Genomic DNA, 26019 nt, shown 5'->3' with positions numbered 1-26019 from the left:
GCGCTCAGCCGGACCAGAACCCTCAGCCAGTTAGACATCGCGCAGTCCTTCCGATGCTTCGATCCGCGCCGCGCGCCAGCCACCGGAGGCCGCCGCCAGCAGGCAGCAGAACAACGTCAGCAGCAGCGCCAGCAGGTAGTGGCTCGGCAGCAGCCGGCAGGCGAACTCCCCCGCCGCCGGTGCGAACAACCGGTTCAACCCGGCTTCGGCCATGCCGTACAAGCCCCAGGCCAGCAGCAGGCCGAACACCCCGGTGTACAGCGCCTGCAGCACGACGAAGGCGACCAGGGCGCCTGTCGAAAAGCCCAGCAGGCGCAACACCGACAAGGCCCTGCGCTTGCGCTCGACGGCGGCCAGGGCGCTGGCGGTCATCGCCGCGAAGGCCCCGGCCAGTGCCAGGCTGGCGATGATCCAGAACACCAGGGTCAGGTTGCGGCTGAGGGAGCGCACCTGGGCGATGGCGTCGGCCTGGGTCGCGACCTCAAGCCCGCGCTCGGCGAAATACCGGCGCAAGCGCTCCACGCCGTCCAGGTCCGCAGCGTAAAGACGAAACCCCGGATACACCCGCGCCGTGTTCGCTTGTGGCTCATGCCCGGGCCAGGCCAGGCCGTCGCGGTAGTCTTCGGCGGCTTCCAGCAGGGCCAGGGGCGCGAACAGCGCATCGCGCTGGAAGGCCGCGAGTGGCAAGACCCCCTGCACCCGCAGGCGGGTGCGCTGGTATTCCTGTCGCCCGGCTACCTGACGGCCGAACGCGGCGCTCAGCACATCGCCGCCCTGGACCCCGAGTTTCTCCGCCGCCCGCTGGCTGAGCAGTATCTGGTCCGGCGCCTGGAGCAGCAGCGCGGGCGCCACCAGCGGGTCGCCCGCGGCGGTGGGGATCATCTCAACCGTCAGGGCCTGAGCGGCCGAGTCCGGATAGAGATCGGCGGTCGCGGCGATCTGCCGGGTGCGCGGCACGACGAAGGCGACCTCGGGACGAGTGGCCAGTTCGGCGATGGCCTGGGCGCTGAAGCGCCCGCCGCCCATGGGCACGACCTCCCGCACCGCGGGGTCGCGCTCCAGGCGTTCGGTCAGGGTGCTGACCAGGCCGAACTTGAGGCCGAACAACACCAGCAAGGGCGCGAGCACGGCGACCAGGGCCAGGACCGCGCAAGCCGACAGGCGCACCTCGGCGCGGTAGTCGTGCCAGGCCAGCAGGGCCATCAGGGCAAGGCGCATCAGCCACCTCCCGCCAGCGTCGCGGTGACCCCGCCATCCGCGCCGCGCTGCACCTGCAAGGGATGCAGCTGCAACCCGGCGCGCCGGGCCAGCGCCTCGTCATGGGTGGCGACCAGGATGCACACGCCGCGCTCCTCGGCCTGGGCCACCAGCAGTTGCATGACCCGTTCGGCGTTCAGCGGGTCCAGCGAGGCGGTGGGCTCGTCCGCCAGCACTATGCTCGGCCCGTGGGCCAGGGCCCGGGCGATGCTGACCCGCTGGCGCTGGCCCACGGACAGTGCCGCCGGCAGCTTGTGCAGTTGGTCGGCGATTTCCAGCTGCTCGGCCAGGCGCCTGACCGTGGCATCGGCCGGCAGGCCGAGCAGCGAGCGCGACAAGCCGATGTTGCGCTGCACGTCGAGAAAACCCAGCAACCCGCCCGTCTGCAGCACATAGCCCATGACCCGGCTGCGCAGCCCGGCCAGCACATCCTGGCGGCCACTGCGCCAGAGCCCGGCGACATCCAGCGCAGGGTCGTCGATGCTGCATTCGAAGACCCCGCCCGGGTCCGGCGACAGCACCAGGGCCAACAGGTCCAGCAGGGTGCTCTTGCCGCTGCCGCTGGGGCCCACCAGGGCCAGGCGCTGGCCCGGCCGCAGGTCGAGCTGGGGCACCACCAGGCTGTAGCGCTGTGGCCCCTCGCCGCGGGTCTTGCGGATATCCCTGAGCTTGAGCATCAGGGCAGCGTCGCCAGGGGCACGCGGTACAGGGCATCGCCCGGCTGGGCCTCGCCGAAGCGGACCCAGTTGGCAATGTCATTGTGGAAGGTCTCGTACAGGCGGATCTTCGACTCCAGCTCGTCGATGAAGTCCTGCTGCTCGGCCACGCTCAGGGACAGCCAGAGGTCCTGGGTCATGGTCAGCGATTTGCTGCGATACGGCAGGCCCTCCAGGTACTCGCCGAGGACGCCGCCTTCGACCAGGTTGCCGCCCTGCCTCAACCGCGTCGGATCGCGGCTCATGTGGGCGCTGGCGCTGGCGATTTCCTGGAAGAAATCCTTGGGCGAGGTCTGGGTACGGCGGGCCGCGTCGACGATCAGTTTCAGCGACTGCTGCAGGTCGTTGAGCTGCAGCTTGGTCAGCAGCACACAGACCTGGAAGGCCGGCAGCGAGGGGTTGGTCAGGTCGTGGTCGGAAGTCCAGGCGGTGATCAGCTGCGGGGCACGGACGGCTGATCGGCGGCCGAGAAAGTCCATCTGCATGGCGTAGCCGATGGCCGTGGCCTTGCTCGCGACGCTCGGCGCCCCCTGTGGCGGCGCCAGGCTGGGCACCTGGTTGTTGCGCGCCTGATGCACCTGTTCGGCGAATACCGAGCCGATCTCAGTGACTGTGTCGCCGAAGCGACCGACATCGCCGCCAGCCACCGGAATGTAGAGGTCGCCGATCTGCGGGTTGGCGTCGGCCGTCAGGCTGCGGTACTGCTGCTCGGCGAAGTCATGGTTTTTCCGGCCGGCCTCGGTGCGCAAGTGCAACGCATAGATCTTGATCTGTTTGCTGAGGGCGGCTTCGCGCACCTCGGCTTCGTTCATCTGGGTACGCCCCAGCGGATCGTTCTTGCGCAGGGCGCCAGCGTCGGTGACCAGCAGGATCAGCCGCCCGGCATAGGGGCTCCAGTCCATGCCTTCGACCGCCTCCATCACACCGGCGAAGGCATCCTCATTGAAGGCATGGCTGGACACCTGGGCGGCCTTGACCTGGCCAGCCAGCTCGAGGAAGCGCTGCGGATCGCGGCCTTCCTCCAGGCTCACCAGGGGGCGCGCCACATATTCCAGGCCCGGGGTCTTCTCGACATTGCTGCGAAACCCCACCAGGCCGAAGCTGACGCTGTCCAGGTCGCCACGGCTGGCGATCTGCTGGTGCAACGTCTGCACCACCTTGCGTACCCGGTCGATGTAGGGCTGCATCGACACCGAGGTATCGACCACCAGCACTATCGCCGTGCGGAAGGCGTCGCTGCCGACTTTGCCCGCCCCCTTGGCCTTGCCCGGGGCCGTGTCGCCGGGGTCGATGGAGGCCACATTGAGCAGTTGCACCGGCTGGCCGTTGGCATCGAAGCTCTCTCGGGCCTCAAAAATCGGCAGCAGGTAGAACTGGTCCTGGGGAATGGCGCTGGCCGCAGGCTCCAGCGCGACGATCTGCGGGTCCACGCTGCCTTCGTTCTGGGCCTTGAGCAGTGCGCTACGGGCCTGCGCCGTGTTCGCCAGAAACCGCTCGAGGCCGCTCACGTCGCGCAGGAACATGACCGGCGAACGACCGGAGCGCTCGGTGAACTTCAGCACCAGGCTCTGCTTCCAGTCGCTGACCTGCTCGGCCGGCAACCAGCCATCGCGCTGGCCATCGCTGGCGGCGCCGACCTCCAGCCAGCTGCCACCCGCCACCGCCTTGCGCTGATAGACATACAGCACCGAGAACGCCGGCAGCGCTGCGCCGCTGGGCGCCGCCCCGGGCTGGCTGGACACCTGTGCGCCGGGCTTGCTCAGCACCCGTTGGAACAGGGTTTTCTTGCCCGGCATCAACAGCGGACGGTCGCCGCCATCAGCGTTGGTCGCCAGCGGCGGTTGCGCTGCGCTGGCCGTCTTGGCGGGCGAGTCCTGCACCACGCCAGCCGGCGTTTTTTTGGCCTCGACCTGGCCGTCTTGCGATTCCGCCGGCGGCGCCGAGCGCAGCCACCAGTAGCCCCCGCCAGCCAGGGCCAGTGCGCCGGCCACGGCCACACCGAGCAGCGCTAACGACGGCCTGCGCGACCCGGCCGGCGACTTGGCGCCGAGGCTTGCGGCCGGTGCGGGCCTGGCCGTGGCGGCCGGCTCGGGCTCCGGCGCGGCGAGCGGCGGCATGTCGAGGGAAACCGGCGTCAGCCCGCCCAGGTCGGTCGCCCCGGATTGGCCGGCGGCCGCAGCAGGCGGCAACGGCAGCGGGCGGATCTGCGTCGCCTCGGTATCGGCCGGCCCGGCGGGCGGTAGATGGTCCAGCGCGGCGATCAGGGCATCGGCATCGGCAAAGCGCTCGGCCGGGTCCTTGGCCAGCAGCTTGCGCAGAATCCCCTGGTAACGGCCGTGGGTCATGGGCAGTTCGGGCAGCGGCTCGGTCAAGTGGGCCAGGGCCGTGGACAGCGAGTCGCTACCGGTATAGGGCAGCTTGCCGGTGAGTATCTCGTAGAACACCACCCCCAGGGCGTAGAGGTCGGCGCGGCCATCGATCTGCTGGCCGCGGGCCTGTTCCGGACTCATGTAGCTGGGTGTGCCCACGGCGAAACCGGCCTGGGTGAACTGGGTGCGGTCCTCCAGGGACTTGGCGATGCCGAAGTCCGAGAGCACCGCCGAACCGTTGGCGCGGAACAGGATATTGGCCGGCTTGACGTCTCGGTGCACCAGCCCCTGGGCATGGGCATAACCCAGGGCCAGGGCGATCTGGCGCAGGTAGACCAGGCCCTGCTCCGCGCTGAGCCCCTCGGCGATCCGCTCCTTCAGGGTGCCGTTCGGCAGGTACTCCATGGCCATGTAGTAGAAGTGGCCGACATTGCCGATGTCGTAGATGGTCACTGTGTGCGGGTGGGAGAGCCGCGCCAGGGTCTTGCCCTCGCGCAGGAAGCGCTCGCAGAAGCTGCGGTCGGCGGCCAGCGCGGCGGCCATGACCTTGAGCGCCACCTTGCGCTCCAGCGAGCGCTGGGTCGCCAGGTAGACGGTGGCCATGGCGCCATCGCCCAGCTCGCGCTCGATCGCATAGCCTGGAATCTCCATGTCCAGGCTCGAGCGTTCTTCAGTCGATGCGTTTTCAATGGGCATTGACGACTACCGCCGTGATGTTGTCGGGAGCGCCCCGGGTCAGCCCCAGGTGCACCAGGCTGCGGACCACCTCATAGGGGCTCGCGTTGCCCAGCACCTCGCGCAGTTCATGGTCCTCGACGGTCTTGGTCAGCCCGTCGCTGCACAGCAGGAAGCTGTCGCCGGGGCGCACCTCCAGGTCCACGGCCGAGAGTTCCAGCCAATCCTGGGTGCCCACGGCGCGGGTGACGATGTTGGCCATGGGGTGCTCCCGCGCCTCGTCCTCGCTGAGCAGCCTGCTGTCCAGCAACTCCTGGACATAACTGTGGTCGTGGCTGATGACCTCCAGCTGGCCCTCGCGCAGGCGATACAGGCGGCTGTCGCCGGCCCACAGGCAGGTGGCGTCGGCGCCTCGGGCGGCCAGCAGCACCAGGGTGCTGCCCATGATGCCGACCCCGCGCTGTGCGGTTTCCTGGCGAACCGCCGCGTTGGCCTGCTCCAGCCCCGCCCGCAACGCCTGGACATAGGCCGGCAAGGAGGGCTCGGGCGGGATGGCGCGCAGCGTATCGACGATCAGGCTGCTGACGAAATCGCCCGCCGCATACCCGCCCATGCCGTCGGCCACCACCCAGAGGCCGGCTTGCACCGCATCCAGGCAGGCGTCCTCGTTGACCTGACGCACCATGCCGACATGGCTGTGGCTGGCGGATTCGTAACGCGTTACGGTTGACGACATGCCCTGGCTCCCGAAATGGCCCTGCTTCCCAAAAATCAGCTCCCAAAATCAGTTCCCGCAATCAGCTCCCGAAATCGAACTGCAGGGTGTGCGCAAGCGACGCGCAGCCGCCCTCGCCCAGCAGAAAACCGCTGAAATCCTGCGCCGCCGGCAACCCCTGGCAGCGCAGCAGGCCAGCGGCGACCCGCCCGGAGCCCTTGCCCCACCAGAGGCTCGCGCCCTCGCAGGCGTGCTGCATCAGCACCGCCCCGCGCGCCGCCGCAGTAGTGGCGACGAAGCGCATCTGCCCTTCCAGCGCCTGCCTGCCCAGCGCCGGCGCGCTACAGACCGGGCTACCGAGGGCCGGCACCGCGGCCTCGAAGGCCTCGACATCGGCCTCAGGCTCCAGGGTCGAGAGCAACAGGGCCTCGGCGGCCTCGAACCAGTCATCCGGGCCGGCCACCAGCGCGCCCAGATCGGTCTCGGCCTCCAGCAGCAGCGCTATGGTCAGCGGGAAGTAGCGCCCGACCCGGTCGACGCTGGGCATCATCACCCCCACCACCGCCTCACTGCCGAGCAGGCCCGGCGCCACGGCAAAGCGCCACAGCGGGCTGACCAGGTAGGCATCCAGCCAATCCGCCCCCAGTTGCGCCTGGCTGGTGGCCATGCCGGCGGAGAGCCAGGCATCCCAGCGCTCGATAAAGGTCGGCGACAGGCCGCGGTGGATGAAATCCCCGCGGCCGGCCAGCTTGCCGTAGAAACCCGGGCTGCTCACAAGCGCTCCGGCAAGCTGAAGCCGGACACCAGCCGGCCCTTGAACGGGTTGAACGCGCTGCTGGCGCGCAGTTCGCAGGAGATACTCGCAGTGTCGACGCGCATGCGCAGGGTGAAGCGGTCCGGGGCGTTGCCCTGGGTCAGGTCGGACTGTTCCAGCAAGCGAAACCAGGCCCAGGGCCCTTCCAGGGTCAACCCCGAACGCCCGGTGCTGGTGGGCGGCGTAACGGACAGGCGCACCACCCCCAGGCTGTTGGGGCTGGGCCATTGCATCGCCATCGGCCGGCTGGGGCCATGGTCGTAGCTGAGCTGCTGGCCGTCCAGATCGAGCAGGAACTGGCTGATGGAGGCGTCCATCGCCACGGGCTTGAGTTCGAAGCGCACCGTCGGCTGGGTGCCTCCAGAGCGGAAGTAGGCATCGCGAATGGCTGCGGCGCGTTGGAAGGTTTGCAGCACGCCCGGGCCTATGCCGAGCTTTTCCGCGGCGCCCGGCTGCCAGCGCCAGTTGCTGGTCGAGGTGTTGACGTAGGGCTGCAGGTACTTGCGGAAGTAGTTGTCCATCACCCCGCCCACGCCGAAGAAGTTGCCGAAGTCCTCCAGGGTGGCCTCCCGCGAACTGGAGTTGACCAAGGGATAACGGCCGGCCAGGGACTGGCGGTAGACATTTACCACCTCACTGACCCAGGCCGCGTTCAGCTGGGTGCGGATGCTGCCCATCATGCTGCCGGTGGTGGCGCTGACCACCGAGTTGACCAGTTTCTGTACCAATGGCGGCTGGCGTTCGGCGCTGAGTTTGACCCGCGATGCCGTGGCCACCGCCTGGTTCTTCGCCTCGCCCAGCAAGGCCTCGCCGCTGGCGCCGCTCATGGCGCTGGCCTGCACATAGAGCTCATTGAGCTGGGCCAGCAGATCGTCGATCGGCGCTGGCCCATCCCCCTGGGTGGCCACCAGGCTATTGAGCTCGGCGAAGCGCGCGGTGATGGGATCGACCTGCGAGGCTGCCGGCGAATCGTCCTCGGCCGCCTGGCCGACCAGCGAGCCGAGCTGCTGCTTGAGTTTGTCCACTGTGCCGTCGGCGGCCTTGAGCTTCTCGGCCAGCAGGCGATCCTCTTGTTGCAGGTTGGTTTCCCTGGCCACCGCATCGAGCAGTTTCTTCAGTGGCGAGTTTGGCCCGGAGAGCACCCGCAACACATCGGCGGCCTGGGCGATGCTGTTGATCGCGACGAAGTCGAGATCGCCGAGCAGGGTTTCCCATTGGTTGAGGAAGTCCTGGAAGTACAGGGCACGCACCTCCAGGGCCAGGCTGGCGACGTCCTGGTTGTCGTTCAGTGGCCGGCCGAGTACCCATTGTTCCTCGGCCAGGGCGCCGGACTGGCTGAGGCTGGCGACCATGAACGCCTGGCGGTAGCCGCGGTAGGTATAGAAACCGGACAACGGATCGTTCAGCGGCTTGCCGCTCTTGCGCGTGAACACCAGGGCGGCATCGCGCCCGGCCGCTTCGCTGAGGCGGAAATCCGCGATGCCCTCGGGCAGTTTCTGGCGTTTCACCCGGTTGTAGACCCGCTGCGCCACGGACATCTGCTGCAACTGCCGACGCAGGTCAGCGAGCAGTGCTTCATCCAGCCTCGCCGGTGGCGGCTTGTGGGCGAACAGCGCATTGAGATGCTCCGCCAGGGCCAGCCGCTGTTCCGGGGCCAGGTCGCGCGGCAGGCTGTGGTCCCAGTCGAGGTTGATCCAGGTCTTGATGGCATCGGCGTCATAGTGCTCGGCGCTGGCCAGCATCAGGTAGGCCTTGAGACCTTCGTAGAGAAACTCCGTGTTGCCGCCGCTGCGCAACTGTTCCTCGATGCGTGTCAGCAGACGCGGCGCCAGCACCGCGATCAGCAGCTTGCGGTACACGCTGGCGGCTTCGGCGCCAAGCATGTCGCCCTGGTACAGGCCATAGCCTTCGGCCCAGGACAGCGGATAGTCGGCGACATGGCGAATGGCATTGAGCAGTGGCAGCACGGCGAGTACCTCGCGCTGCGCCGGGCTGAGGGATTCGACCTGCCCCTTGAGTGGCGCCAGGCGAGAATCCACCTCGGCGATATAGGCCTGGTTGGCGCGGTAGCTGGCGACCCAGATCGCCGTCACCGCAAGCAATACCACGGCACTGGCGGCGAGTACCCCACGGGTGATCCAGCGATGCCGGCGCTCGACCTTGGGGTTGCTGCCGACCAGGCCGCGCTCGCCGAAGGCGACATCGCGGAACAAGCGGGTGATGAAGTAACTGCGACCTGTGCCGGTCTGGCGCGCCAGGTGCTGGCGATCCAGGTTCATGCTTTGCGCCATGCTGCCGATCAGGCGGTCGATGGGGCTGCCTTCCTGGGTGCCGCTGGTGAAGTAAAGCCCGCGCAACAGCGCACGTTCTTCATAGGGATTGGGCTTGAACACCCCCTCGAGGAAGGACGCCAGGTTGTGACGCAACGCCGCGAACTGCTGGATGAAGCCGTAGATCAGATCGCGTCGGTTGGGGTCGCGCTCCTGTTGCAGGCGTTCCACCAAGCGCTCGGTAAGACGCGCCTCAAGGGCGGTGAATTCCTCGTCGAAACGGGCCAGCGGGCCCTGGGGGTTCTTGCCATCGTCCAGGGCGAAGGTGACGCCCCAGACCTGGGCCCGTTCTTCCTTGCTCAGCGCGTCGAAGAACTCCATGAACCCCGGCACCAGGTCGAACTTGGTGAGCATCACGTAGATCGGGAAACGCACACCGAGCTGGCTGTACAACTCCTGCACCCGCGTGCGGATGGCACGGGCATGGGCACTGCGCTCGGCCTCGCTGCCCAATAGCAGGTCGGACAGGCTGATGGCGACGAAGACGCCATCGATCGGCCGGCGCTTGCGCTGGTTCTTCAACAGGTCGAGAAAGCCCAGCCAGGCCGCCTTGTCCACCGCCGCATGGCTATCCTGGGTGGTGTAGCGCCCGGCGGTGTCCAGCAGCACCGCTTCGTCGGTGAACCACCAGTCGCAGTTGCGCGTACCGCCGACACCGCGAATCGCCCCGCCGCCCATCTGTTCGGCCAACGGAAAGTGCAGCCCGGAGTTGACCAGCGCGGTGGTCTTGCCCGAGCCCGGCGGGCCGATGATCACGTACCAGGGCAGTTCGTACAGGGTCCGCCGCTCGTTACCGCCAAGCTTGCTGCGCTTGAGCAATTGCAGCGCTTCGTCCATGCGTTGCTTGAGGGTCGCCAGCTCTTCGGCGGTGGCGACGCTGGCCGCATCCGGGGCCACCGCCGCCAGGCCCTGCATGACCTTGGCGGCGTTGCGCCGGGCCTGGACGATGCGCAATACGCGCATGCCGATCCAGGCCAGGAACAACAGGGCGATCAGCGCCCAGCGTACGGCCGCCGAGGCCAAGGGTTCATGGCCGGCGACGACGATCAGCGGGCCGAGGAACCAGATCACCAGGCTCAGGGCGAGCAGGCCAAGCAGCGGCACCACCCAGCGCACCAGGAAATTGAAAAAGGTCTTCACTGGTTACCCTCCGCGAGAACGGTAATCTCCACGCGCCTGTTCTTGGCGCGCCCGGCGGGGCTGTCATTCGAGGCCACAGGTTCGGCGTCGCTGCGGCCTTCGGCGGTGAAACGCTCGGGTTGCCCGCTGCGGGCGGCGAGGATCTCCATCACTTGCTGCGCCCGGTCCTGCGACAGCTTCCAGTTCGAGGGGTAGCGCAAGGTGGCGATCGGTCGGTTATCGCTGTGCCCGGTGACCTGCACCGTGCCCTTGACCTGGCGCAAGGCATCGGCGACCCGTAGCAGCAAGGGCTGCAACTGTTCGGAAATGCTCGCGCTGCCCGAGGCGAACAACTCGTCGCCACGAATGGTCACCACCGAGCGATCCAGCGCATCCTCCACGGCAACGCGCTGGGCCTTGATGTCCTCGGCGAGGAAGCGCGCCAGGCGTGGGCGTTCGATCAACCTGGGCTGCTGCGGCGGACGGTCGATGCTTTGCACCGGGATCTCGCCCAGGGCGTGAATATTGCGAAACACCGGCTCGGCGTCGGCCGCCAGCTTCAGGCGCAAGCCGAACAGCAGCAGCAACAGCAGGGCCAGGCAGATGGCCACGCCAACCCAGGGCGGCAGGAATTGCGACAAGCGATCGCGCGCCACGCTAAGCCCCCGCCAGTGCGGCGACAGCTCGCGCTCGAATTCGCCGCGCACGCTGCGAATGGTCGCGCTGGTGCGTTCACGCAGGGCCTCCAGCTGGCTGCGGCCGTCATTCATGACCCGGTAACGGCCCTCGAAGCCCAGGCAGATACAGAGGTACAGCAGCTCGAGAATGTGCAGGCGCTGCTGGGGGTTCTGCAGGCAGTGCTCGAGCAGCTGGAAGACTTTTTCGCCGCCCCAGGCTTCGTTGTGCAGGGTGATCAGCAGGCTCTGCTTGCCCCAGTCGCTGGTACTGCCCCAGGGAGTGCTGAGCACCGCCTCGTCCAGCGCGGTACAGAGCACATAACGGCTGAGCATCACCTCGTCCTGGGCGACGCCGGCGGCGCGCGCCTGCTCCTCGAACTGGCGCAGGTAGGCCAGCAACTGGGCGCGCAGGCTGGCCGGTTGCGGGTGCGCCAGGGTGCTGCGCAGGCGGGTCAGCAACGCCAATATCGGGCCCGCCGCCCGCTCCAGCGGGTTGAGGCCCTGGGCCAGGCTGCTCGCCACCGGCGCGCCCGGCATCGCAATGTGCGGGTCGGCAGCGCTGGCGCCATCCTTCCTTGGGGCAGAGGCATCGAGGGGGCGCCCGCCGGGCCGCGGCATGATCAGGGTATGGTCGTTGCCGCCCGGCGAGGCGCCGCCTGAAGTGCCGCCTATGCCAGAACTGCCGAAGGGATCATCGATCGGGTGCATGGCGAACTATCCTCGGATGGCCCAGAAGGCCAGGTTCAGGCCCGGGAACTGGCCGGCAATGTGAAAGGCGAAACCACCTGAATGGGTCAACTGTTTCCAGTGCTCGCTACCACGGTCCAGTTCGAAATAGCTCGAACCTGCGTGATAGGGAATCTGCCGCGGCGCCACGGGCATGGACAGCAAGGCAATGCCTGGCAACTGCAGATTGACCAGGTCGCGGATGTGTTCCACCGAGCCGATCTTGGCCTGCTGGGGGAAATGGGTGCGCAGGGTTTCTGCCGGCACGTCGGCCCGCACCACCAGGATGAAGCTGGCCATTTCCAGCAGGCTCTTGTCGGCCAGCATCGCCACATGCACGCCGTAGGACTTCTCGACGATGGGAATCGGCGTGGCGCGGGTATCGATGACCATCGACAAGGCTTGCCGCAGGTCATGCATCACCGGGGCGAAGCTGCTCGCCAGGTCGTCGTGGGCATAGGCCGGGTAGTCGCTGGGGCGACGCCCGGCCGCGGAAAAGGTGGCGAACTCCCCCGCCAGGCAGACCGCCTCGCGGTAGAAGTCCTGCGGGTGCAAGGGGCTCAAGCGGGCCAGGTGGCTGAGCAAGGGCTCGGCGCGATTGACCAGTTGCAGCAGTAGAAAGTCGGCGATCTCCGAGGCACCGCCGGCCCCCGAGGCCACCACCCTTCCCGCCAGGGCCTCGCCGCGCTGGTGCAACAAGCCTTGCAACTCCTGGCGAAAGGCCGCCAGCACGCTGGAGGCGGCCACATCGAGCAGCGGCGGGATATAGTCGTCGTCGACTTGCACGGCGTTGTCCGCGCGTTTTTCCAGGACCCGGATCACACCGAGGCAGGCATATTCGCCGAGGCCGTCGCGCTCGGTCAGCAGGCGCAGGGCTTTGCCGCCGATCGCCAGTGACGCCCGGCTCTCGAAGGCGGCGTTGTCATCGCGCACTTCCCGCACCTGGCTGATGTAGCGCGCACCGCCCGGTGCCTCGCCCTCCCCCACGGTGTCGCGGCTGCCGGCACGCTTGAGCGGCAAGCCCAGAAAGACCTGCGCATCGCGCAGGTTGTCGTTCACGTTCAGCGGCGGCGGCGGCAGATCGTCGCCGGGAATGTCGAAAGGCGTGCCATCGGGTAGCACCCCACGCGCGCTGACAATCGCCACCTTGCCCTGGCTGAGCAGGGACTCGTCGATACGCAGCTCGGAGAACCCCCAGCCCCCCGCGCTCAACGGGCGGCAACGGCCATCGATCAGGGCTTCCATGTAGCGATCATGCTGCTGGAGATGCTGCGGCCGCAGAAACATTCCTTCGGACCACACCACACGGTTATTCCAGGACATGGACGGGCTTCCTCGACAGAATTAATTCACGGGCTTCGTGGCTGCCGCGCTGATCGCCCTGGCCGTCAGGGAAACCGTCAATGGCGTGGTTTCATTGCTCGGGATACTGACCATCTGGCGCCACACGGCGCTGTCCAGTTCGCGGTAGGACACCACCAGGCCGAGCAAACGGCTTTGCTCGTCGAGCTTGCGCTCCAGGGTCAGTTGTTGACCCGGCTGGACCAGCAATTCGTCCTGCGCCACCAGGTCCGTGGACAAGGTCGCGCTGGTGGCATTCACCAGGGAGAAATAGTCGGCGCGACTGAAGACCGCACCGCTCTTCAACTCATACAAGCGCACCCGCACGGGCGTCGCCTGGCCGCCCGCCGAAAGATTCAGATCGGCAGCAGCCTGGATATGCATGACAACGACAGTAGGAGTAAGGGGCGGCGGACTCGAAGCGCAGGCAGTCAGCAGTAGTACTGTTGCGAACAACAAGAACTTTGGCATGTCGTCGTCCTCACTGACATTTATTATTCCAAATCGAAACTACCGATAGCCAAACAAGATCAACTCACTATTTAATAGCCATTAGCCTGCATCCAACTAACTGATGGCACTTAGCCTTTGCACAACTTGGAACTTTGTTCTTCATAAGCGCGACTGAATTCGCGCCCGAACAAATCCTCGAAATCGTCTTCAGCCTCTCTGGAAATATTCGCATAGAGTTCCGTGAACAACTCCCAGTATTGCGCTTGACGTCTACCCGGCAGCAAAGCGCCAATCCCCGAAGGTTGACTTAAACGCGCTTCCAGTACCGCCGGCTGAAAACGCTTGAGCAGGTGCTTGATCGAGGCTTGCACGCCTGCCATGACGGCCAGTTGATGCGCTTTCAGGTCGTCGAAGCTTTCCTTGATCGCCTGGTCGGCCGGCATGAAGGCCTGGTTACCGGAACGCAGCAACAGCAGCAGCGCCTCATCGACATTGGGGGCGAATTTGAGGGGGTTGTTCTCCACCGGGCGGATCATGGTCTGGGCCATGCGGAACTCACCCTTGAGGCTGGCACGGGCGCGCAGTACCTCGATCAACCCCTCGACCATATGCCGGTAGCTGCGGCCAATGGCCTCCATTTGGGCGCGGGTTTCGCCTCTGTCGATACGCAATTGCTCGAGCCCCGCGCCCCTGAGAAAGGCTTCCAGCACCTCGTCGCCGCTCCCGGTGGCAGGTGCTGGAGCCGCAACCGCAGCCCGCGGCACGGCCGGCTCGGGTGCGCTGCTGGCCATGCTCTCCGGTGCCGCTGGCAATGGTTGCGGCTGGGCCTGCGCAGTGGCTTGCACAGTGACCGGCGCCACGGACGCCCGGCCCGCACCCAGTTCGGCGAAGGGGTCCCAATCCGCCGGAATCGCTGCTGCCGCGCCGGTTTCGCTGGCCTGGGGGGCGCTGGGGCGTTGTGGTTCTGGCGGGCGAAAATCATGGCGCTCGGGCGGCACGTGGTCGGCCAGGGCCGGTGGGGGCACCGCCGGGGACGCGAGAAAATCGAACAGGTCGGGCTTGGTGTCCAGGGGCGAACCGCCCGCCTGGATCTGTACCCTGCCGGGGGGCGCCGTAGCCGCGCCAGGAATCTCGCCAGGCGCCTGGCGCTGCATCAGCGCATCGAAGCCGGTAAAGGGATCGTTCATCCCGGGCGCGCCGTTGATGATCTGTGGGGCGCCGTTGATCTGCACCAGGATGTCGTACTCGCCGACGCGCAGCAGTTCGCCGTCCTGCAAGGGTTCGCTGTTGCCGCGATGCATGCGCACGCCGGCATTCACCAGATGTACGCCGTTGGTGCTGGTGTCGGTCAGGTAGTAGGTGCCGTCACGCAGCTGAATGACGCAATGCTGGCCGGACACCAGGCGCTCCGGGTCTGGAAGTATCCAGTCGTTCTCGGGGTTGCGGCCGATTTTCAGCTCACCGCGATCAAGCTCGAACTCCGCGCGTTGGCCGGGAGTCAGCTTGTGATAACTGGTGATTGTCAAACGCAGCGGCATTAGAACTCCTTGTAAGGTATTGCTCAATAACCACAACTCGGGCATGCCAGCGAGTGCAAGCCGAGTATAGCCCCCTAAAAGATTTCGGTGTCGTCAAAGTTCCTGCGCTTATATTCGCTTTTTTCAAATAAGCCCTATAGCCAAAGAAACTAAAAAATAACCTGCGACCACCTATCTTCAAACATCACAGTGTTCACCCCACTGGTCGGAGAGTTTCTTGACAACAATTGAACTGGGCTAAAACTTCAGGTCAATTGTCGAGTTCAGAGATAACGCTAAAAAGTGGCTCTGGATAGAACACTCATCCGCAGGAAAGGGATTTAGTCGTGCGCTCGCCCTGAACGGGCGCCGATTGCCGGGCCGATATGGAGATCACGTCCGTGGTGGATGTACAGCACTTGTTGGAAACCATTTCCCCCGACTCCCCCTGTGGCGGCGACCTCGAGTACGACGCCGCATTTCTTGAGCTTGAACGTGCGGCGCAAGGCCAACCCGAACGGCAGATGGGCGATTCCGTGTTGCCCGCCACACCACCGGAATGGCGCCAGGTGCGCGACCTCTGCGTCGAGCTGTTCAAGCGCAGCAAAGACCTGCGCATCGCCAACTACTTCCTGCAAAGCGCCATTGCCCTGCAAGGCTTGCCCGGCCTGGTGCAAGGGTTACAGCTGATCCAACAGCTGCTCGCGCAGTATTGGGACAACCTGCATCCCAGGCTGGATGCAGAGGATGGCAATGACCCCACTTTCCGGATCAACGCCCTCGCCGGCCTCAACGCCGAACCGGTCATTCACCTGCTCTGGGGCATGCCGCTGCTCAGCTCGCGGGCCTTTGGCAGCGTTGGCCTGCGGGCCGCGCTGAATGCCGCGGGCTTGCAGCGCTTCGCCAGTGAAAGCCTGAGCTCGGACCAGCTCGGCGCAGCCTTCCAGGACTGCGCGGGCGAACAGCTGGAGGCCTGCCGCGCCGCCCTGAACGATGCCCATGGCACGCTGTTGACCATAGAGCGTGAGGTCAACGAACGGGTCGGTTCCAACCGCGGCGCGGACCTGGGCACGATCAAGCAACTGCTTCGGCATGCCGTGCAAATCATCGCCGAGCACGCCCCTGCGCCGGGCGTTTCCAGCGCTGTCGCGGAGGCCGGCGAGCCTGTCGATACCGCCATGTCCACGGCCTCCGCCGGCGCCCCGCCGCGCATCGCTGGCGAGATCGGCAACCGTGACGATGTGCTGCGCAGCCTCGACCGCATCCTCAGTTACTACACCAGGCACGAGCCCTCAAGCCCGGTGCCCGTGCTCCTGAGCCGCGCCAAGAGCCTGGTCAGCGCGGACTTCGCCACCATCGTGAGCAACCTGATACCGGACGGCTTTTCCCAGTTCGAAAAATTGCGCGGGCCTGAGGGGCAACAGTCCGAGTGAAAACGCTTAACCGACGCCAATCCAACACAGCCGCAAAGGCAGCGCAGGAGGAAAAATGGCTAACACCAGCAGCCAGAAATTCATCGCCCGTAACCGTGCTCCCCGGGTGCAGATCGAGTACGACGTAGAGCTTTACGGTGCGGAGAAGAAGGTGCAGTTGCCCTTCGTCATGGGGGTGATGGCCGACCTTGTCGGCAAGCCCGCCGAGCCGCTGCCGGCGGTGGCCGACCGCAAGTTCCTGGAGATCGATGTCGACAACTTCGACTCGCGGCTCAAGGCGATGAAGCCGCGGGTGGCGTTCAACGTGCCCAATGCCCTGACCGGTGAAGGCAACCTGAGCCTGGACATCACGTTCGAGAGCATGGACGACTTCAGCCCGGCCGCGGTGGCGCGCAAGGTCGATGCCCTCAATCAACTGCTCGAAGCCCGCACCCAGCTGGCCAATCTGCTGACCTACATGGACGGCAAGACCGGCGCCGAGGACATGATCATGAAGGCGATCAAGGACCCGGCCCTGTTGCAGGCCTTGGCCAGTGCGCCGAAACCGACCGAACCCGAGCCGCAAGCCTGACAGAGGACGCAGACCATGGCCGAATTGATGAAAGACCAGCAGGCCCAGGAAGGCGCCGCGACCGGACAACCGAGCGACTTCGCCGCCTTGCTCCTGCAAGAGTTCAAACCCAAGACCGAGCACGCCCGCGAGGCGGTGGAAAGCGCCGTGCGCACCCTGGCCGAACAGGCCCTGAGCAAGACCGAGCTGATCTCCAACGACGCGATCAAATCCATCGAATCGATCATCGCCGCGATCGATGCCAAGCTCACCGCGCAGGTCAACCTGATCATGCATCACGCCGACTTCCAGCAACTGGAAAGCGCCTGGCGCGGCCTGCACTACCTGGTCAACAACACGGAAACCGACGATCAGCTGAAGATCCGCGTGATGAGCATCGCCAAGGGCGACCTGCACAAGACCCTGAAGAAGTTCAAGGGCACCGCCTGGGACCAGAGCCCGATCTTCAAGAAAATGTACGAAGAGGAATACGGCCAGTTCGGCGGCGAGCCATTCGGCTGCCTGGTGGGCGATTACTACTTCGACCAGTCGTCGCCGGACGTCGAGCTGCTCGGCGAGATGGCCAAGGTCTGCGCGGCGATGCATGCGCCTTTCATTAGCGCGGCCTCGCCGACGGTGATGGGCATGGGCTCCTGGCAGGAGCTGTCCAACCCGCGCGACCTGACCAAGATCTTCACCACGCCGGAATACGCCGCCTGGCGTTCGCTGCGCGATTCCGAGGATTCGCGCTACATCGGCCTGACCATGCCGCGTTTCCTCGCCCGCCTGCCCTACGGCGCCAAGACCGACCCGGTGGATGCCTTCGCCTTCGAAGAGGAAGCCACCGGCGCCGACAGCTCCAAGTACACCTGGGCCAACTCGGCCTATGCCATGGCGGTGAACATCAACCGCTCGTTCAAGCTCTATGGCTGGTGCTCGCGGATTCGCGGCGTGGAGTCCGGCGGCGAGGTGCCGAACCTGCCGACGCACACCTTCCCCACCGACGACGGTGGCGTGGACATGAAGTGCCCGACCGAAATCGCCATCGCCGACCGGCGCGAGGCGGAGCTGGCGAAGAACGGCTTCATGCCGCTGCTGCACAAGAAGAACACCGACCTCGCCGCCTTCATCGGCGCGCAATCGCTGCAGAAGCCGGCCGAGTATGACGACCCCGACGCCACCGCCAACGCCAACCTGGCGGCACGCCTGCCCTACCTGTTCGCCACCTGCCGCTTCGCCCATTACCTGAAGTGCATCGTTCGCGACAAGATCGGCTCGTTCAAGGAAAAGGACGACATGCAGCGCTGGCTGCAGAACTGGATTCTCAATTACGTCGACGGCGACCCGGCCCACTCCACCGAAACCACCAAGGCCCAGCATCCCTTGGCCGCGGCGGAGGTGGTGGTCGAGGAAATCGAAGGCAACCCTGGTTACTACAGTTCGAAGTTCTACCTGCGCCCGCACTACCAGCTCGAAGGGCTCACGGTATCGCTACGGCTGGTATCCAAGCTTCCATCCGCCAAGGCGGTTTGATCCATCCCAGGTGGCACCCGCCGTGGTGGCGGGTGCACTGCAACACAGCGTGGCCAATCGCTGGAGCACAGTGGTGTAGACCACTCAAGGAGGCATGATGGCTGTTGATATGTTTATCAAGATCGGCGACGTCAAGGGCGAGTCCCAGGACAAGAACCACAAGGAGGAGATCGACGTGCTCTCCTGGAGCTGGGCCATGGCCCAGTCCGGCAACATGCATGTGGGCGGTGGCGGCGGTGCCGGCAAGGTCAATATCCATGACCTGACGTTGACCAAGTGGGTGGACAAATCCTCCCCCAACCTGATGATGGCCTGCTCCAGCGGCAAGCATTACGACGAGGCCAAGCTGACGGTGCGCAAGGCCGGCGGCGACGATCCGGTCGAGTACCTGACCATCACCCTCAAGGAGGTCCTGGTGTCCTCGATCGGCACCGGCGGCAGCGGCGGCGCGGATCGCCTGACCGAAAACATCGCGCTGAATTTCGGCCAGGTGCTGGTCGACTACCAGCCGCAGAAGCAGGACGGCTCCAAGGACGGTGGCCCGGTCAAGTACGGCTGGAATATCCGCCAGAACGTCAAGGTGTGACGACAGCCACCCTGCTGCCACGGCGCAGGGTGCTCGTCTTGTAGCAAGGCCAGGGCGCAACAGGAGGTTCGATAATGGCCAGACCCGCATTCATCAATCTGTGGAACAACTATCCGACTGAAAGCCAGCCTTGCGATGGTGGTTGGGAAAATCAATGCGCGATCCGCATGAGCATTACGCTCAACGCCGAGCGAAGCATCCAGGTGGATGCCCACACTTATTCCGAACCGCGCTGCAGCCACGGCCACGCCCGCGGTGCCGAGTCGCTGGCGAACTGGCTGTGGCGACAGCATCTGGGCCGGCCGAGCATCTTCACCGACGCGGCCAAGGCCAAGCTGCAGCTCACCGAGAAGAGCGGCATCATTTTTTTCAAGGATTGCTTTACCCGCAGTGGCGAGACTCGCGCGGCCGGCGACCATATCGATCTGTGGAGCCGCGGTTTCACCAAGACCTATGACGACCCGGCCAACCATTCCGCCCAGGTGTGGTTCTGGGAGCTGTCATGAGTCGACACCTGCTTCGCCTTGTCGCCGCGGGCTTGTCGTGCCTGATCTTTCCGGCCTGCGCGCAGAACCCGGTCGATAACCCCACCCAGGCGCGCTTCCTTGCCCAGGATCTGCTGCTGGAAGAGCGCAATGGCAACTGTCGCTTGCTGGTTCCGGAGCAACCCGGCATCGACCTGAGCCTGAAATGGCCTTGCCAGTTCCATCGGGATGCCAGCGGCGCGCTGCGCACCAAGCAGGTGGGTGCACGCCAGGTGATCCTGGTGGAAAGCAGTGAGCCCATGCCCTCGCCCAGTCGGGATTGCCGCACCGAGATCCAGGCGATACGCAGCACCGGGAAGGGTCTGGAAGCCTCGTCGGCGGTGAGCCGGGTGGCCGCCTGCCCGCCATTCCAGTGGGATGAGAAAGTGTTTATCGGCTTGTTCGAACCCGACGTTTGAGCGCACGCAAGGGCTCGGCTCGAAGCCTGCGAATAAGGAGACCGCGATGAACGCCGAGCAGCCGGTGCGTGCAGGTAAGTTGGGCGGCGCCCTCTGGGCCCTGCGGGATCAGCTGCGCAGCCTCGGCTGCGCCGACAGGAATAACTGAAGATGGCCGAACTGACCCTGCAAGAACGTCTGCAACCCTCGTTGCTCGATCGCCTGACCGACGACGATCCGCACAACCCGAAAGAAGCCGCCGAGCGCCGCGTCATGTCGATGAACCAGCTCAAGGCTTCGGTGCTGCGCGATCTGGCCTGGCTGTTCAATACCTGCGTGCTGTTCGATCCGGAGCAGGCCGCGCAGATGCCAGCGGGCAGCTCGGTGCTGAATTTCGGCCTGCCGCCCCTGGCCGGACACACCGCCTCGAGTGTCGATGTACAGGCCATCGAAGCCTTGTTCAGCGACACCATCGCCGCGTTCGAACCGCGCATCCTCAAAGGCTCGCTGAAGGTTCGCGCGCAACTCGACGGCAATGACATGAGTCACAACGCCCTGAGCTTCGAGATCGAGGGCGATCTGTGGGCCGAGCCGGTGCCCCTGCGCTTGCTGCTCAGCACCGCCCTCGACCTGGAAACCGGACACGTCAAGGTGACGCCGGCCGAGCCCGTCAGGAGACGCCGATGAACCCGCGCATGCTCGAGTATTACAACCAGGAGCTGCAGCATATCCGCGAGAGCGCCGCCGAGTTCGCCCAGGAATTCCCCAAGATTGCCAGCCGCCTGACCCTGTCCGACCTCGAATGCGCCGACCCTTATGTCGAGCGCCTGCTGGAAGGCTTCGCCTACCTGAGCGCGCGGGTCCACCTGAAGCTGGACGCCGAATACCCGACCTTTACCCACAATCTGCTGGAAGTCGCCTACCCCCATTACCTGGCGCCAACCCCTTCGGTGGTGGTGGTACAGCTGGTCGCCGACCCCAACGAGGGTTCACTGACCAGCGGCTTCAGGGTCGAACGCCACGCTGCCCTGCGCGGCCAGCTGGGCCATGGCGAGCAGACCGCCTGCGAATACCGTAGCGCCCATGCCGTGACACTGTGGCCGTTGCAGGTCAGCCATGCCGAATACTTCGGCAACCCGGCGGCGACCCTCGGCCGGCTGGCCGCCAGCGAACCCAAGGCCAAGGCCGGGCTGCGCCTGCGCTTGCGCTGCGGTGCCGGGTTGCCGTTCAACGCCCTGGCGCTGGACAGCCTGCCGCTCTACCTCAACGGCGCCGACGAGCAACCTTTCCGTTTGTACGAGCAACTGCTCGGCAACGCCTGCGCTGTATTCATCAAGAGCCTCGACGGCGACTGGGCCGAGCGCTTGCCTCTGGAGAGCCTCAAAGCGCGCGGCTTCGACGATCAGGACGCGGTGCTGCCGGTGGTGCCCCGGGCCTTCCAGGGGTATCGCCTGCTGCAGGAGTATTTCGCCCTGCCCAACCGCTTCCTGTTCGTCGACTTCACCGGGCTGAGCGCCGGTGTGCAGCGCTGCAGCGGCCAGGAACTGGAGTTGGTGGTGCTGTTCGATCGCCTCGACAGCACCCTGGAAGGCACGGTGTCGGCGGCCCAATTCGTGCCCTTCTGCACCCCGGCGGTGAACCTGTTTCCACGCCGCACCGATCGCATTCACCTGAGCGAGCGAGTGCATGAGCACCAGGTGATCGCCGACCGCACCCGGCCGCTGGATTTCGAGATTCATTCCCTGACCCAGGTCACCGGCCATGGCAGCGGCCCCGAGCAGCCGTTCCAGCCGTTCTATGCGATCCGCGATCCGCTGCGTTATGGCCGCGAGCAGGCCTACTACATCGTCCGCCGCGAGCAGCGGCGCTTGTCCAGCCAGCAACGACGCCGCGGGCCACGCTCGACCTATATCGGCAGCGAAACCTTCGTCTCGCTGGTGGATGTCAACCAGGCGCCCTATCGCCACGACTTGCGCCAGCTCGGTCTCAGTGCCCTGTGCACCAACCGCGACCTGCCGCTGCTGATGCCGGTGGGTACCGGCAAAAGCGATTTCACCCTGGAAGACAGCGCCCCGGTGCTGGCCGTGCGCTGCCTGGCCGGACCAAGCCGGCCGCGGCCGAGCCGCGCTCACGATGCCAGCGCCTGGCAGTTGATCAGCCAGCTATCGCTGAACTACCTGTCGCTCAGCGAACAGGGCCAGGGCGCCGCGGCGCTACGGGAGTTGCTGCGCCTGTACGGCGACCCCGGCGATGCGGCGCTGCAGTTGCAGATCGAGGGTCTGCGCCAGGTGCGCAGCACGCCCTGCACCCGCAGGTTGCCGATGCCGGGACCGATAGTGTTTGGCCGTGGCCTGGAGATCAGCCTGGAGTTCGACGAAAACGCCTTCCGCGGCACCGGCGTGTACCTGCTGGGCGCGGTGTTCGAGCGCTTCCTGGCCCGTTACGTGTCGATCAACAGCTTCACCGAAACCGTACTGCGCACCACCGAGCGCGGCGAAATCATGCGATGGCAGGCGCACCCCGGATGTCGACCGAACCTCTGAAACCGCTGCACAGCATCGCCCGGATGGCCGACGAGCCCTGGGCCTACGACTTCTTCCAGGCGCTGCGGCGCATCGAGTGCGAGGCCAGCGACCGGCCGCGCATCGGCCATTCCCTGCGCTTGCACGACGACCCGCTGCGCCTGGGGCAGAAACCCGACTGCGGCTTCGCCCCCTCGACCCTGGCCAGCATCGAGACCGACCCCGAGGGCGCCGCGCCGCGCATCGAACAGTTCTTCTTCGGCATGACCGGGCCCAACGGCCCCCTGCCGCTGCACCTGACCGAATACGCCCGCGATCGTCAGCGCAACAACGACGACGCCACCTTCACGCGCTTTCTCGACGTGTTCAATCACCGTTTGTTGTGCCTGTTCTACCGCGCCTGGGCCGAGGCGCGGCCGACCGTCAGCCATGACCGCCCCGACCACGACTACTGGTCGATGCGCCTGGCCGCGCTGTCCGGGCGGGGCATGACCAGCCTGCTCGGCCAGGGCCCGATCGCCGACTCGGCGCGTTACCACTTCACCGGCCACCTGGCGGCGCAGACCCGCTACCCGGACGGCTTGCGCGCCATCCTGGAAGACTACTTCGGCGTGCCGGTGAGCATCGAGGAATACATCGGCCAGTGGCTGGAGTTGCCGCAGCGCAGCCAGCTGGGCGTGGCGCTCTGCTCGCTCGGCAGCGACCTGAGCCTGGGCACCCACATCTGGGATCGCCAGCATAAATTCCGCATCCGCCTGGGGCCTTTGAGCCTGGAGCAATACCGACGCCTGCTGCCCGGCCAGGAAAGCTTCGGCGAACTGGCCGCCTGGGTCGCCGAGTACCAGGGCGAGGAGCTGGATTGGGAAGTCAATCTGCTGCTGCGGCACCAGGAAGTGCCGCGCATCGACCTCGACGGCCAGACCCGCCTGGGCTTCGACACCTGGCTCGGCAGCCCGCCGACGAATGCCGACGACCTGCTGCTGGCCCGCGAATACGCCAGCCATACCACCCCTTCAAGGAGTTGCGATCATGAGTGAGATCAGCCGCGTCGCGCTGTTCGGCAAGTTGAACAGCCCGGCCTACAAGGCCATCGAAGCCGCCACCGTGTTCTGCAAACTGCGCGGCAACCCCTATGTGGAACTGGTGCATTGGCTGCATCAGCTCCTGCAATTGCAAGACAGCGACCTGCACCGCCTGGTCCGCCAGTTCAGCCTCGACCCGGCGCGCCTGTCCAGGGATATCACCGACGCCCTGGACCGCCTGCCGCGCGGCTCGACCTCGATCACCGACCTGTCCTTGCAGGTCGAGGAAGCCGCGGAGCGCGGCTGGGTCTATGGCAGTCTGCTGTTCGGCGAGAGCCAGGTGCGCAGCGCCTACCTGGTCGTCGGCATGCTCAAGACACCGAGCCTGCGCCACGCGCTCTCGGCCATCTCCCGCGAGTTCGACAAGATCAAGGTGGAGCACCTGATCGAGCGCTTCGACGAATACCTCGGCGACTCGCCGGAAAACGGCCTGGCCGCCAGCGACGGTTTCAACGCTGCCGCCACGCCGGGCGAGGCCAGTGGCGCCATGGCGCCCAGCGCGCTGGGCAAGCAGGAGGCGCTCAAGCGCTTTACTGTGGACCTCACCGAACAGGCCCGCAGCGGCAAACTCGACCCCATAGTCGGGCGCGACGAGGAGATCCGCCAACTGGTCGACATCCTGATGCGCCGCCGGCAGAACAACCCCATCCTCACCGGCGAGGCCGGGGTCGGCAAGACCGCGGTGGTCGAGGGCTTCGCCCTGCGTATCGTCGCCGGCGACGTGCCGCCGAGCCTCAAGGACGTCGAGCTGCGCAGCCTGGACGTCGGCCTGTTGCAAGCCGGCGCGAGCATGAAGGGCGAGTTCGAGCAGCGCCTGCGCCAGGTCATCGAGGATGTGCAGGCCTCGCCCAGGCCGATCATCCTGTTTATCGACGAGGCCCATACCCTGGTCGGCGCCGGCGGCGCGGCCGGTACCGGCGATGCCGCCAACCTGCTCAAGCCGGCCTTGGCCCGTGGCACCCTGCGCACCGTGGCGGCCACCACCTGGGCCGAATACAAAAAGCACATCGAGAAGGACCCTGCCCTGACCCGGCGCTTCCAGGTGGTGCAGGTCGACGAGCCGTCCGAGGCCAAGGCGATCCTGATGATGCGCGGCGTCGCCTCGACCATGGAGCAGCACCACAAGGTGCAGATCCTCGATGAGGCGCTGGAGGCCGCGGTCAAGCTGTCGCACCGTTATATTCCGGCCCGGCAGCTGCCGGACAAGTCGGTGAGCCTGCTCGACACCGCCTGCGCGCGGGTCGCCATCAGCCTGCATGCGGTACCGGCAGAGGTCGACGACAGCCGCCGACGCATCGAGGCGCTGAGCACCGAGCAAGCGATCATCGGCCGCGAGCAGGCCATTGGCATCGACATCGGTACTCGCCAACAGGATGTCGAGGCGGCCCTCGGCGAGGAACGCCAACGCCTGGCGACCCTGGAGGCTCGCTGGAGCGAAGAGAAAGCCCTGGTCGACGAACTGCTGGCGACCCGCGCCACCCTGCGCGCCGCCGCCGAACCGCTGGACGACAGCGCTAGCGAGGCCGACGCGCCATCGCCGCGCCTAGCGGAAGCCGAACGCAGGGCATTGCGCGACAAGCTCAGCGACCTGCAGAGCCGCCTGGCAGCCTTGCAGGGCGAAAGCCCGTTGATTCTGCCGACGGTGGATTACCAGGCGGTGGCCGCGGTGGTCGCCGACTGGACCGGCATCCCGGTCGGGCGCATGGCGCGCAACGAAATCGACACCGTGCTCAGGCTCGACGAGCACATGAAAAAACGCATCATCGGCCAGGACCATGCCCTGGCGATGATCGCCAAGCGCATCCAGACCTCCCGCGCCGGGCTGGACAACCCCAGCAAACCGATTGGCGTATTCCTCCTCGCCGGCACCTCGGGCGTGGGCAAGACCGAAACCGCCCTGGCCCTGGCCGAGGCCCTGTACGGCGGCGAACAGAACATCATCACCATCAACATGAGCGAGTTCCAGGAGGCGCACACCGTCTCCACCCTCAAGGGCGCCCCGCCCGGCTATGTCGGCTACGGCGAAGGCGGCGTGCTGACCGAGGCAGTGCGGCGCAAACCCTACAGCGTGGTGTTGCTGGACGAGGTGGAAAAGGCCCACCCGGACGTGCACGAAATCTTCTTCCAGGTGTTCGACAAGGGCGTGATGGAGGACGGCGAAGGCCGCCTGATCGACTTCAAGAACTGCCTGATCCTGCTCACCACCAATGCCGGCACCGAAATGATCGCCAGCCTGTGCCGCGACCCGCAACGGCTGCCCGATCCCGATGCCATCGCCAAGGCCCTGCGCGAGCCATTGCTCGAGGTCTTCCCGCCGGCCCTGCTCGGGCGCCTGGTGACCGTCCCCTACTACCCGCTGAGCGACGAGATGCTCAAGGCCATCACCCGCCTGCAACTGGAACGGATCAAGAAGCGCGTGGAAAGCGGACACAAGGTGCCCTTCGCCTACGACGACAGCGTGGTCGATCTGATCGTCTCGCGCTGCACCGAGATCGAGAGCGGCGGACGGATGATCGATGCGATCCTGACCAATACCCTGTTGCCGGACATGAGCCGGGAATTTCTCACCCGCATGCTCGAGGGCAAGCCGCTGGCGGGCGTGCGCATCAGCCAGCGGGACAATGCGCTGCATTACGTGTTCGACCCGCATGTCTCCGAGACGACCGACTGACGCCCGAACGC

General features: G+C 66.1%; 20 protein-coding genes. 10 read left to right on the top strand and 10 right to left on the bottom strand.

Annotated features, from left to right (window positions below; translation table 11 throughout):
- Positions 1-30: 30 nt before the first annotated feature.
- From J4D52_RS11140 to tagH, 10 genes are all read right to left on the bottom strand, one after another.
- On the bottom strand, positions 31-1218 hold the full coding sequence (locus J4D52_RS11140) for an ABC transporter permease (RefSeq protein ID WP_063431591.1): 1188 nt from the start codon (positions 1216-1218) through the stop codon (positions 31-33).
- The gene (locus J4D52_RS11135; protein WP_025810276.1) at positions 1218-1934 is read right to left on the bottom strand and encodes an ABC transporter ATP-binding protein; all 717 of its coding nucleotides are present in this window, start codon (positions 1932-1934) and stop codon (positions 1218-1220) included. The genes J4D52_RS11140 and J4D52_RS11135 overlap by 1 nt, the downstream gene beginning before the upstream one ends.
- Entirely contained in the window at positions 1934-4993 is a 3060-nt protein-coding gene (locus J4D52_RS11130; RefSeq protein ID WP_173678545.1) for a serine/threonine-protein kinase, read from the bottom strand. Before J4D52_RS11130 ends, J4D52_RS11135 begins: the two co-directional genes overlap by 1 nt.
- 34 nt (positions 4994-5027) lie before the next feature.
- Positions 5028-5753: a PP2C family serine/threonine-protein phosphatase gene (locus tag J4D52_RS11125; protein WP_063431593.1), complete on the bottom strand. Its 726-nt coding sequence runs from the start codon at positions 5751-5753 to the stop codon at positions 5028-5030.
- 61 nt (positions 5754-5814) lie between these two features.
- On the bottom strand, positions 5815-6507 hold the full coding sequence (gene tagF, locus J4D52_RS11120; RefSeq protein WP_063431595.1) for a type VI secretion system-associated protein TagF: 693 nt from the start codon (positions 6505-6507) through the stop codon (positions 5815-5817).
- Positions 6504-10016, bottom strand: a complete 3513-nt coding sequence (gene tssM, locus J4D52_RS11115) for a type VI secretion system membrane subunit TssM (RefSeq protein WP_102676938.1) — start codon at positions 10014-10016, stop codon at positions 6504-6506. Before tssM ends, tagF begins: the two co-directional genes overlap by 4 nt.
- Positions 10013-11380, bottom strand: a complete 1368-nt coding sequence (locus J4D52_RS11110) for a DotU family type VI secretion system protein (protein ID WP_102676939.1) — start codon at positions 11378-11380, stop codon at positions 10013-10015. Before J4D52_RS11110 ends, tssM begins: the two co-directional genes overlap by 4 nt.
- 6 nt (positions 11381-11386) lie before the next feature.
- On the bottom strand, positions 11387-12721 hold the full coding sequence (gene tssK, locus J4D52_RS11105; RefSeq protein WP_102676940.1) for a type VI secretion system baseplate subunit TssK: 1335 nt from the start codon (positions 12719-12721) through the stop codon (positions 11387-11389).
- A 21-nt stretch (positions 12722-12742) separates the two neighbouring features.
- Positions 12743-13210: a type VI secretion system lipoprotein TssJ gene (gene tssJ / locus J4D52_RS11100; protein WP_102676941.1), complete on the bottom strand. Its 468-nt coding sequence runs from the start codon at positions 13208-13210 to the stop codon at positions 12743-12745.
- A 110-nt stretch (positions 13211-13320) separates the two neighbouring features.
- The gene (gene tagH, locus J4D52_RS11095; protein WP_063431605.1) at positions 13321-14730 is read right to left on the bottom strand and encodes a type VI secretion system-associated FHA domain protein TagH; all 1410 of its coding nucleotides are present in this window, start codon (positions 14728-14730) and stop codon (positions 13321-13323) included.
- Between the two features lie 365 nt (positions 14731-15095).
- Here tagH and tssA point away from each other — a divergent pair, with 365 nt between their 5' ends.
- From tssA to tssH, 10 genes are all read left to right on the top strand, one after another.
- Positions 15096-16142, top strand: a complete 1047-nt coding sequence (gene tssA, locus J4D52_RS11090) for a type VI secretion system protein TssA (protein WP_219736241.1) — start codon at positions 15096-15098, stop codon at positions 16140-16142.
- Positions 16143-16197: 55 nt separating this feature from the next.
- Positions 16198-16713 (top strand): type VI secretion system contractile sheath small subunit, encoded by a 516-nt coding sequence (gene tssB / locus J4D52_RS11085; RefSeq protein ID WP_009049566.1) that lies wholly within the window; start codon positions 16198-16200, stop codon positions 16711-16713.
- 15 nt (positions 16714-16728) lie between these two features.
- The gene (gene tssC, locus J4D52_RS11080) at positions 16729-18225 is read left to right on the top strand and encodes a type VI secretion system contractile sheath large subunit (protein ID WP_025810259.1); all 1497 of its coding nucleotides are present in this window, start codon (positions 16729-16731) and stop codon (positions 18223-18225) included.
- Positions 18226-18322: 97 nt separating this feature from the next.
- Positions 18323-18811: a type VI secretion system tube protein Hcp gene (locus J4D52_RS11075; RefSeq protein ID WP_009044340.1), complete on the top strand. Its 489-nt coding sequence runs from the start codon at positions 18323-18325 to the stop codon at positions 18809-18811.
- Positions 18812-18885: 74 nt separating this feature from the next.
- Positions 18886-19317, top strand: a complete 432-nt coding sequence (locus tag J4D52_RS11070) for a type VI secretion system amidase effector protein Tae4 (protein WP_025810257.1) — start codon at positions 18886-18888, stop codon at positions 19315-19317.
- Positions 19314-19754, top strand: coding sequence for a hypothetical protein (locus tag J4D52_RS11065; protein ID WP_025810255.1), 441 nt, complete (start codon positions 19314-19316; stop codon positions 19752-19754). Before J4D52_RS11070 ends, J4D52_RS11065 begins: the two co-directional genes overlap by 4 nt.
- A gap of 150 nt (positions 19755-19904) precedes the next feature.
- On the top strand, positions 19905-20420 hold the full coding sequence (gene tssE / locus J4D52_RS11060; RefSeq protein WP_053279678.1) for a type VI secretion system baseplate subunit TssE: 516 nt from the start codon (positions 19905-19907) through the stop codon (positions 20418-20420).
- Positions 20417-22276 carry a type VI secretion system baseplate subunit TssF gene (gene tssF / locus J4D52_RS11055; protein WP_025810252.1) on the top strand — a complete coding sequence of 620 codons (1860 nt, stop codon included), beginning with the start codon at positions 20417-20419 and terminating at the stop codon, positions 22274-22276. The genes tssE and tssF overlap by 4 nt, the downstream gene beginning before the upstream one ends.
- Positions 22258-23292 (top strand): type VI secretion system baseplate subunit TssG, encoded by a 1035-nt coding sequence (tssG, locus tag J4D52_RS11050; RefSeq protein ID WP_102676942.1) that lies wholly within the window; start codon positions 22258-22260, stop codon positions 23290-23292. The genes tssF and tssG overlap by 19 nt, the downstream gene beginning before the upstream one ends.
- Positions 23285-26008: a type VI secretion system ATPase TssH gene (gene tssH, locus J4D52_RS11045; RefSeq protein ID WP_063431611.1), complete on the top strand. Its 2724-nt coding sequence runs from the start codon at positions 23285-23287 to the stop codon at positions 26006-26008. Before tssG ends, tssH begins: the two co-directional genes overlap by 8 nt.
- Positions 26009-26019: the final 11 nt, after the last annotated feature.

This window comes from Pseudomonas sp. GW460-12-10-14-TSB1, from assembly GCF_017349775.1.
GTDB lineage: Bacteria > Pseudomonadota > Gammaproteobacteria > Pseudomonadales > Pseudomonadaceae > Aquipseudomonas > Aquipseudomonas piscium.
The sequence above is the reverse complement of the archived record's forward strand: the minus strand, read 5'-3'. Positions and strand labels throughout refer to the sequence as shown.

Coding starts and splice junctions, on each gene's coding strand:
- tagH (WP_063431605.1), bottom strand. CDS start 14,730: ATGCCGCTGCGTTTGACAATCACCAGTTATCACAAGCTGACTCCCGGC.
- J4D52_RS11140 (WP_063431591.1), bottom strand. CDS start 1,218: ATGCGCCTTGCCCTGATGGCCCTGCTGGCCTGGCACGACTACCGCGCC.
- J4D52_RS11065 (WP_025810255.1), top strand. CDS start 19,314: ATGAGTCGACACCTGCTTCGCCTTGTCGCCGCGGGCTTGTCGTGCCTG.
- J4D52_RS11075 (WP_009044340.1), top strand. CDS start 18,323: ATGGCTGTTGATATGTTTATCAAGATCGGCGACGTCAAGGGCGAGTCC.
- tssE (WP_053279678.1), top strand. CDS start 19,905: ATGGCCGAACTGACCCTGCAAGAACGTCTGCAACCCTCGTTGCTCGAT.
- J4D52_RS11110 (WP_102676939.1), bottom strand. CDS start 11,380: ATGCACCCGATCGATGATCCCTTCGGCAGTTCTGGCATAGGCGGCACT.
- tssC (WP_025810259.1), top strand. CDS start 16,729: ATGGCCGAATTGATGAAAGACCAGCAGGCCCAGGAAGGCGCCGCGACC.
- tssF (WP_025810252.1), top strand. CDS start 20,417: ATGAACCCGCGCATGCTCGAGTATTACAACCAGGAGCTGCAGCATATC.
- J4D52_RS11130 (WP_173678545.1), bottom strand. CDS start 4,993: ATGGAGATTCCAGGCTATGCGATCGAGCGCGAGCTGGGCGATGGCGCC.
- tssG (WP_102676942.1), top strand. CDS start 22,258: ATGTCGACCGAACCTCTGAAACCGCTGCACAGCATCGCCCGGATGGCC.
- tssA (WP_219736241.1), top strand. CDS start 15,096: ATGGAGATCACGTCCGTGGTGGATGTACAGCACTTGTTGGAAACCATT.
- J4D52_RS11135 (WP_025810276.1), bottom strand. CDS start 1,934: ATGCTCAAGCTCAGGGATATCCGCAAGACCCGCGGCGAGGGGCCACAG.
- tssK (WP_102676940.1), bottom strand. CDS start 12,721: ATGTCCTGGAATAACCGTGTGGTGTGGTCCGAAGGAATGTTTCTGCGG.
- tssJ (WP_102676941.1), bottom strand. CDS start 13,210: ATGCCAAAGTTCTTGTTGTTCGCAACAGTACTACTGCTGACTGCCTGC.
- J4D52_RS11125 (WP_063431593.1), bottom strand. CDS start 5,753: ATGTCGTCAACCGTAACGCGTTACGAATCCGCCAGCCACAGCCATGTC.
- J4D52_RS11070 (WP_025810257.1), top strand. CDS start 18,886: ATGGCCAGACCCGCATTCATCAATCTGTGGAACAACTATCCGACTGAA.
- tssB (WP_009049566.1), top strand. CDS start 16,198: ATGGCTAACACCAGCAGCCAGAAATTCATCGCCCGTAACCGTGCTCCC.
- tssH (WP_063431611.1), top strand. CDS start 23,285: ATGAGTGAGATCAGCCGCGTCGCGCTGTTCGGCAAGTTGAACAGCCCG.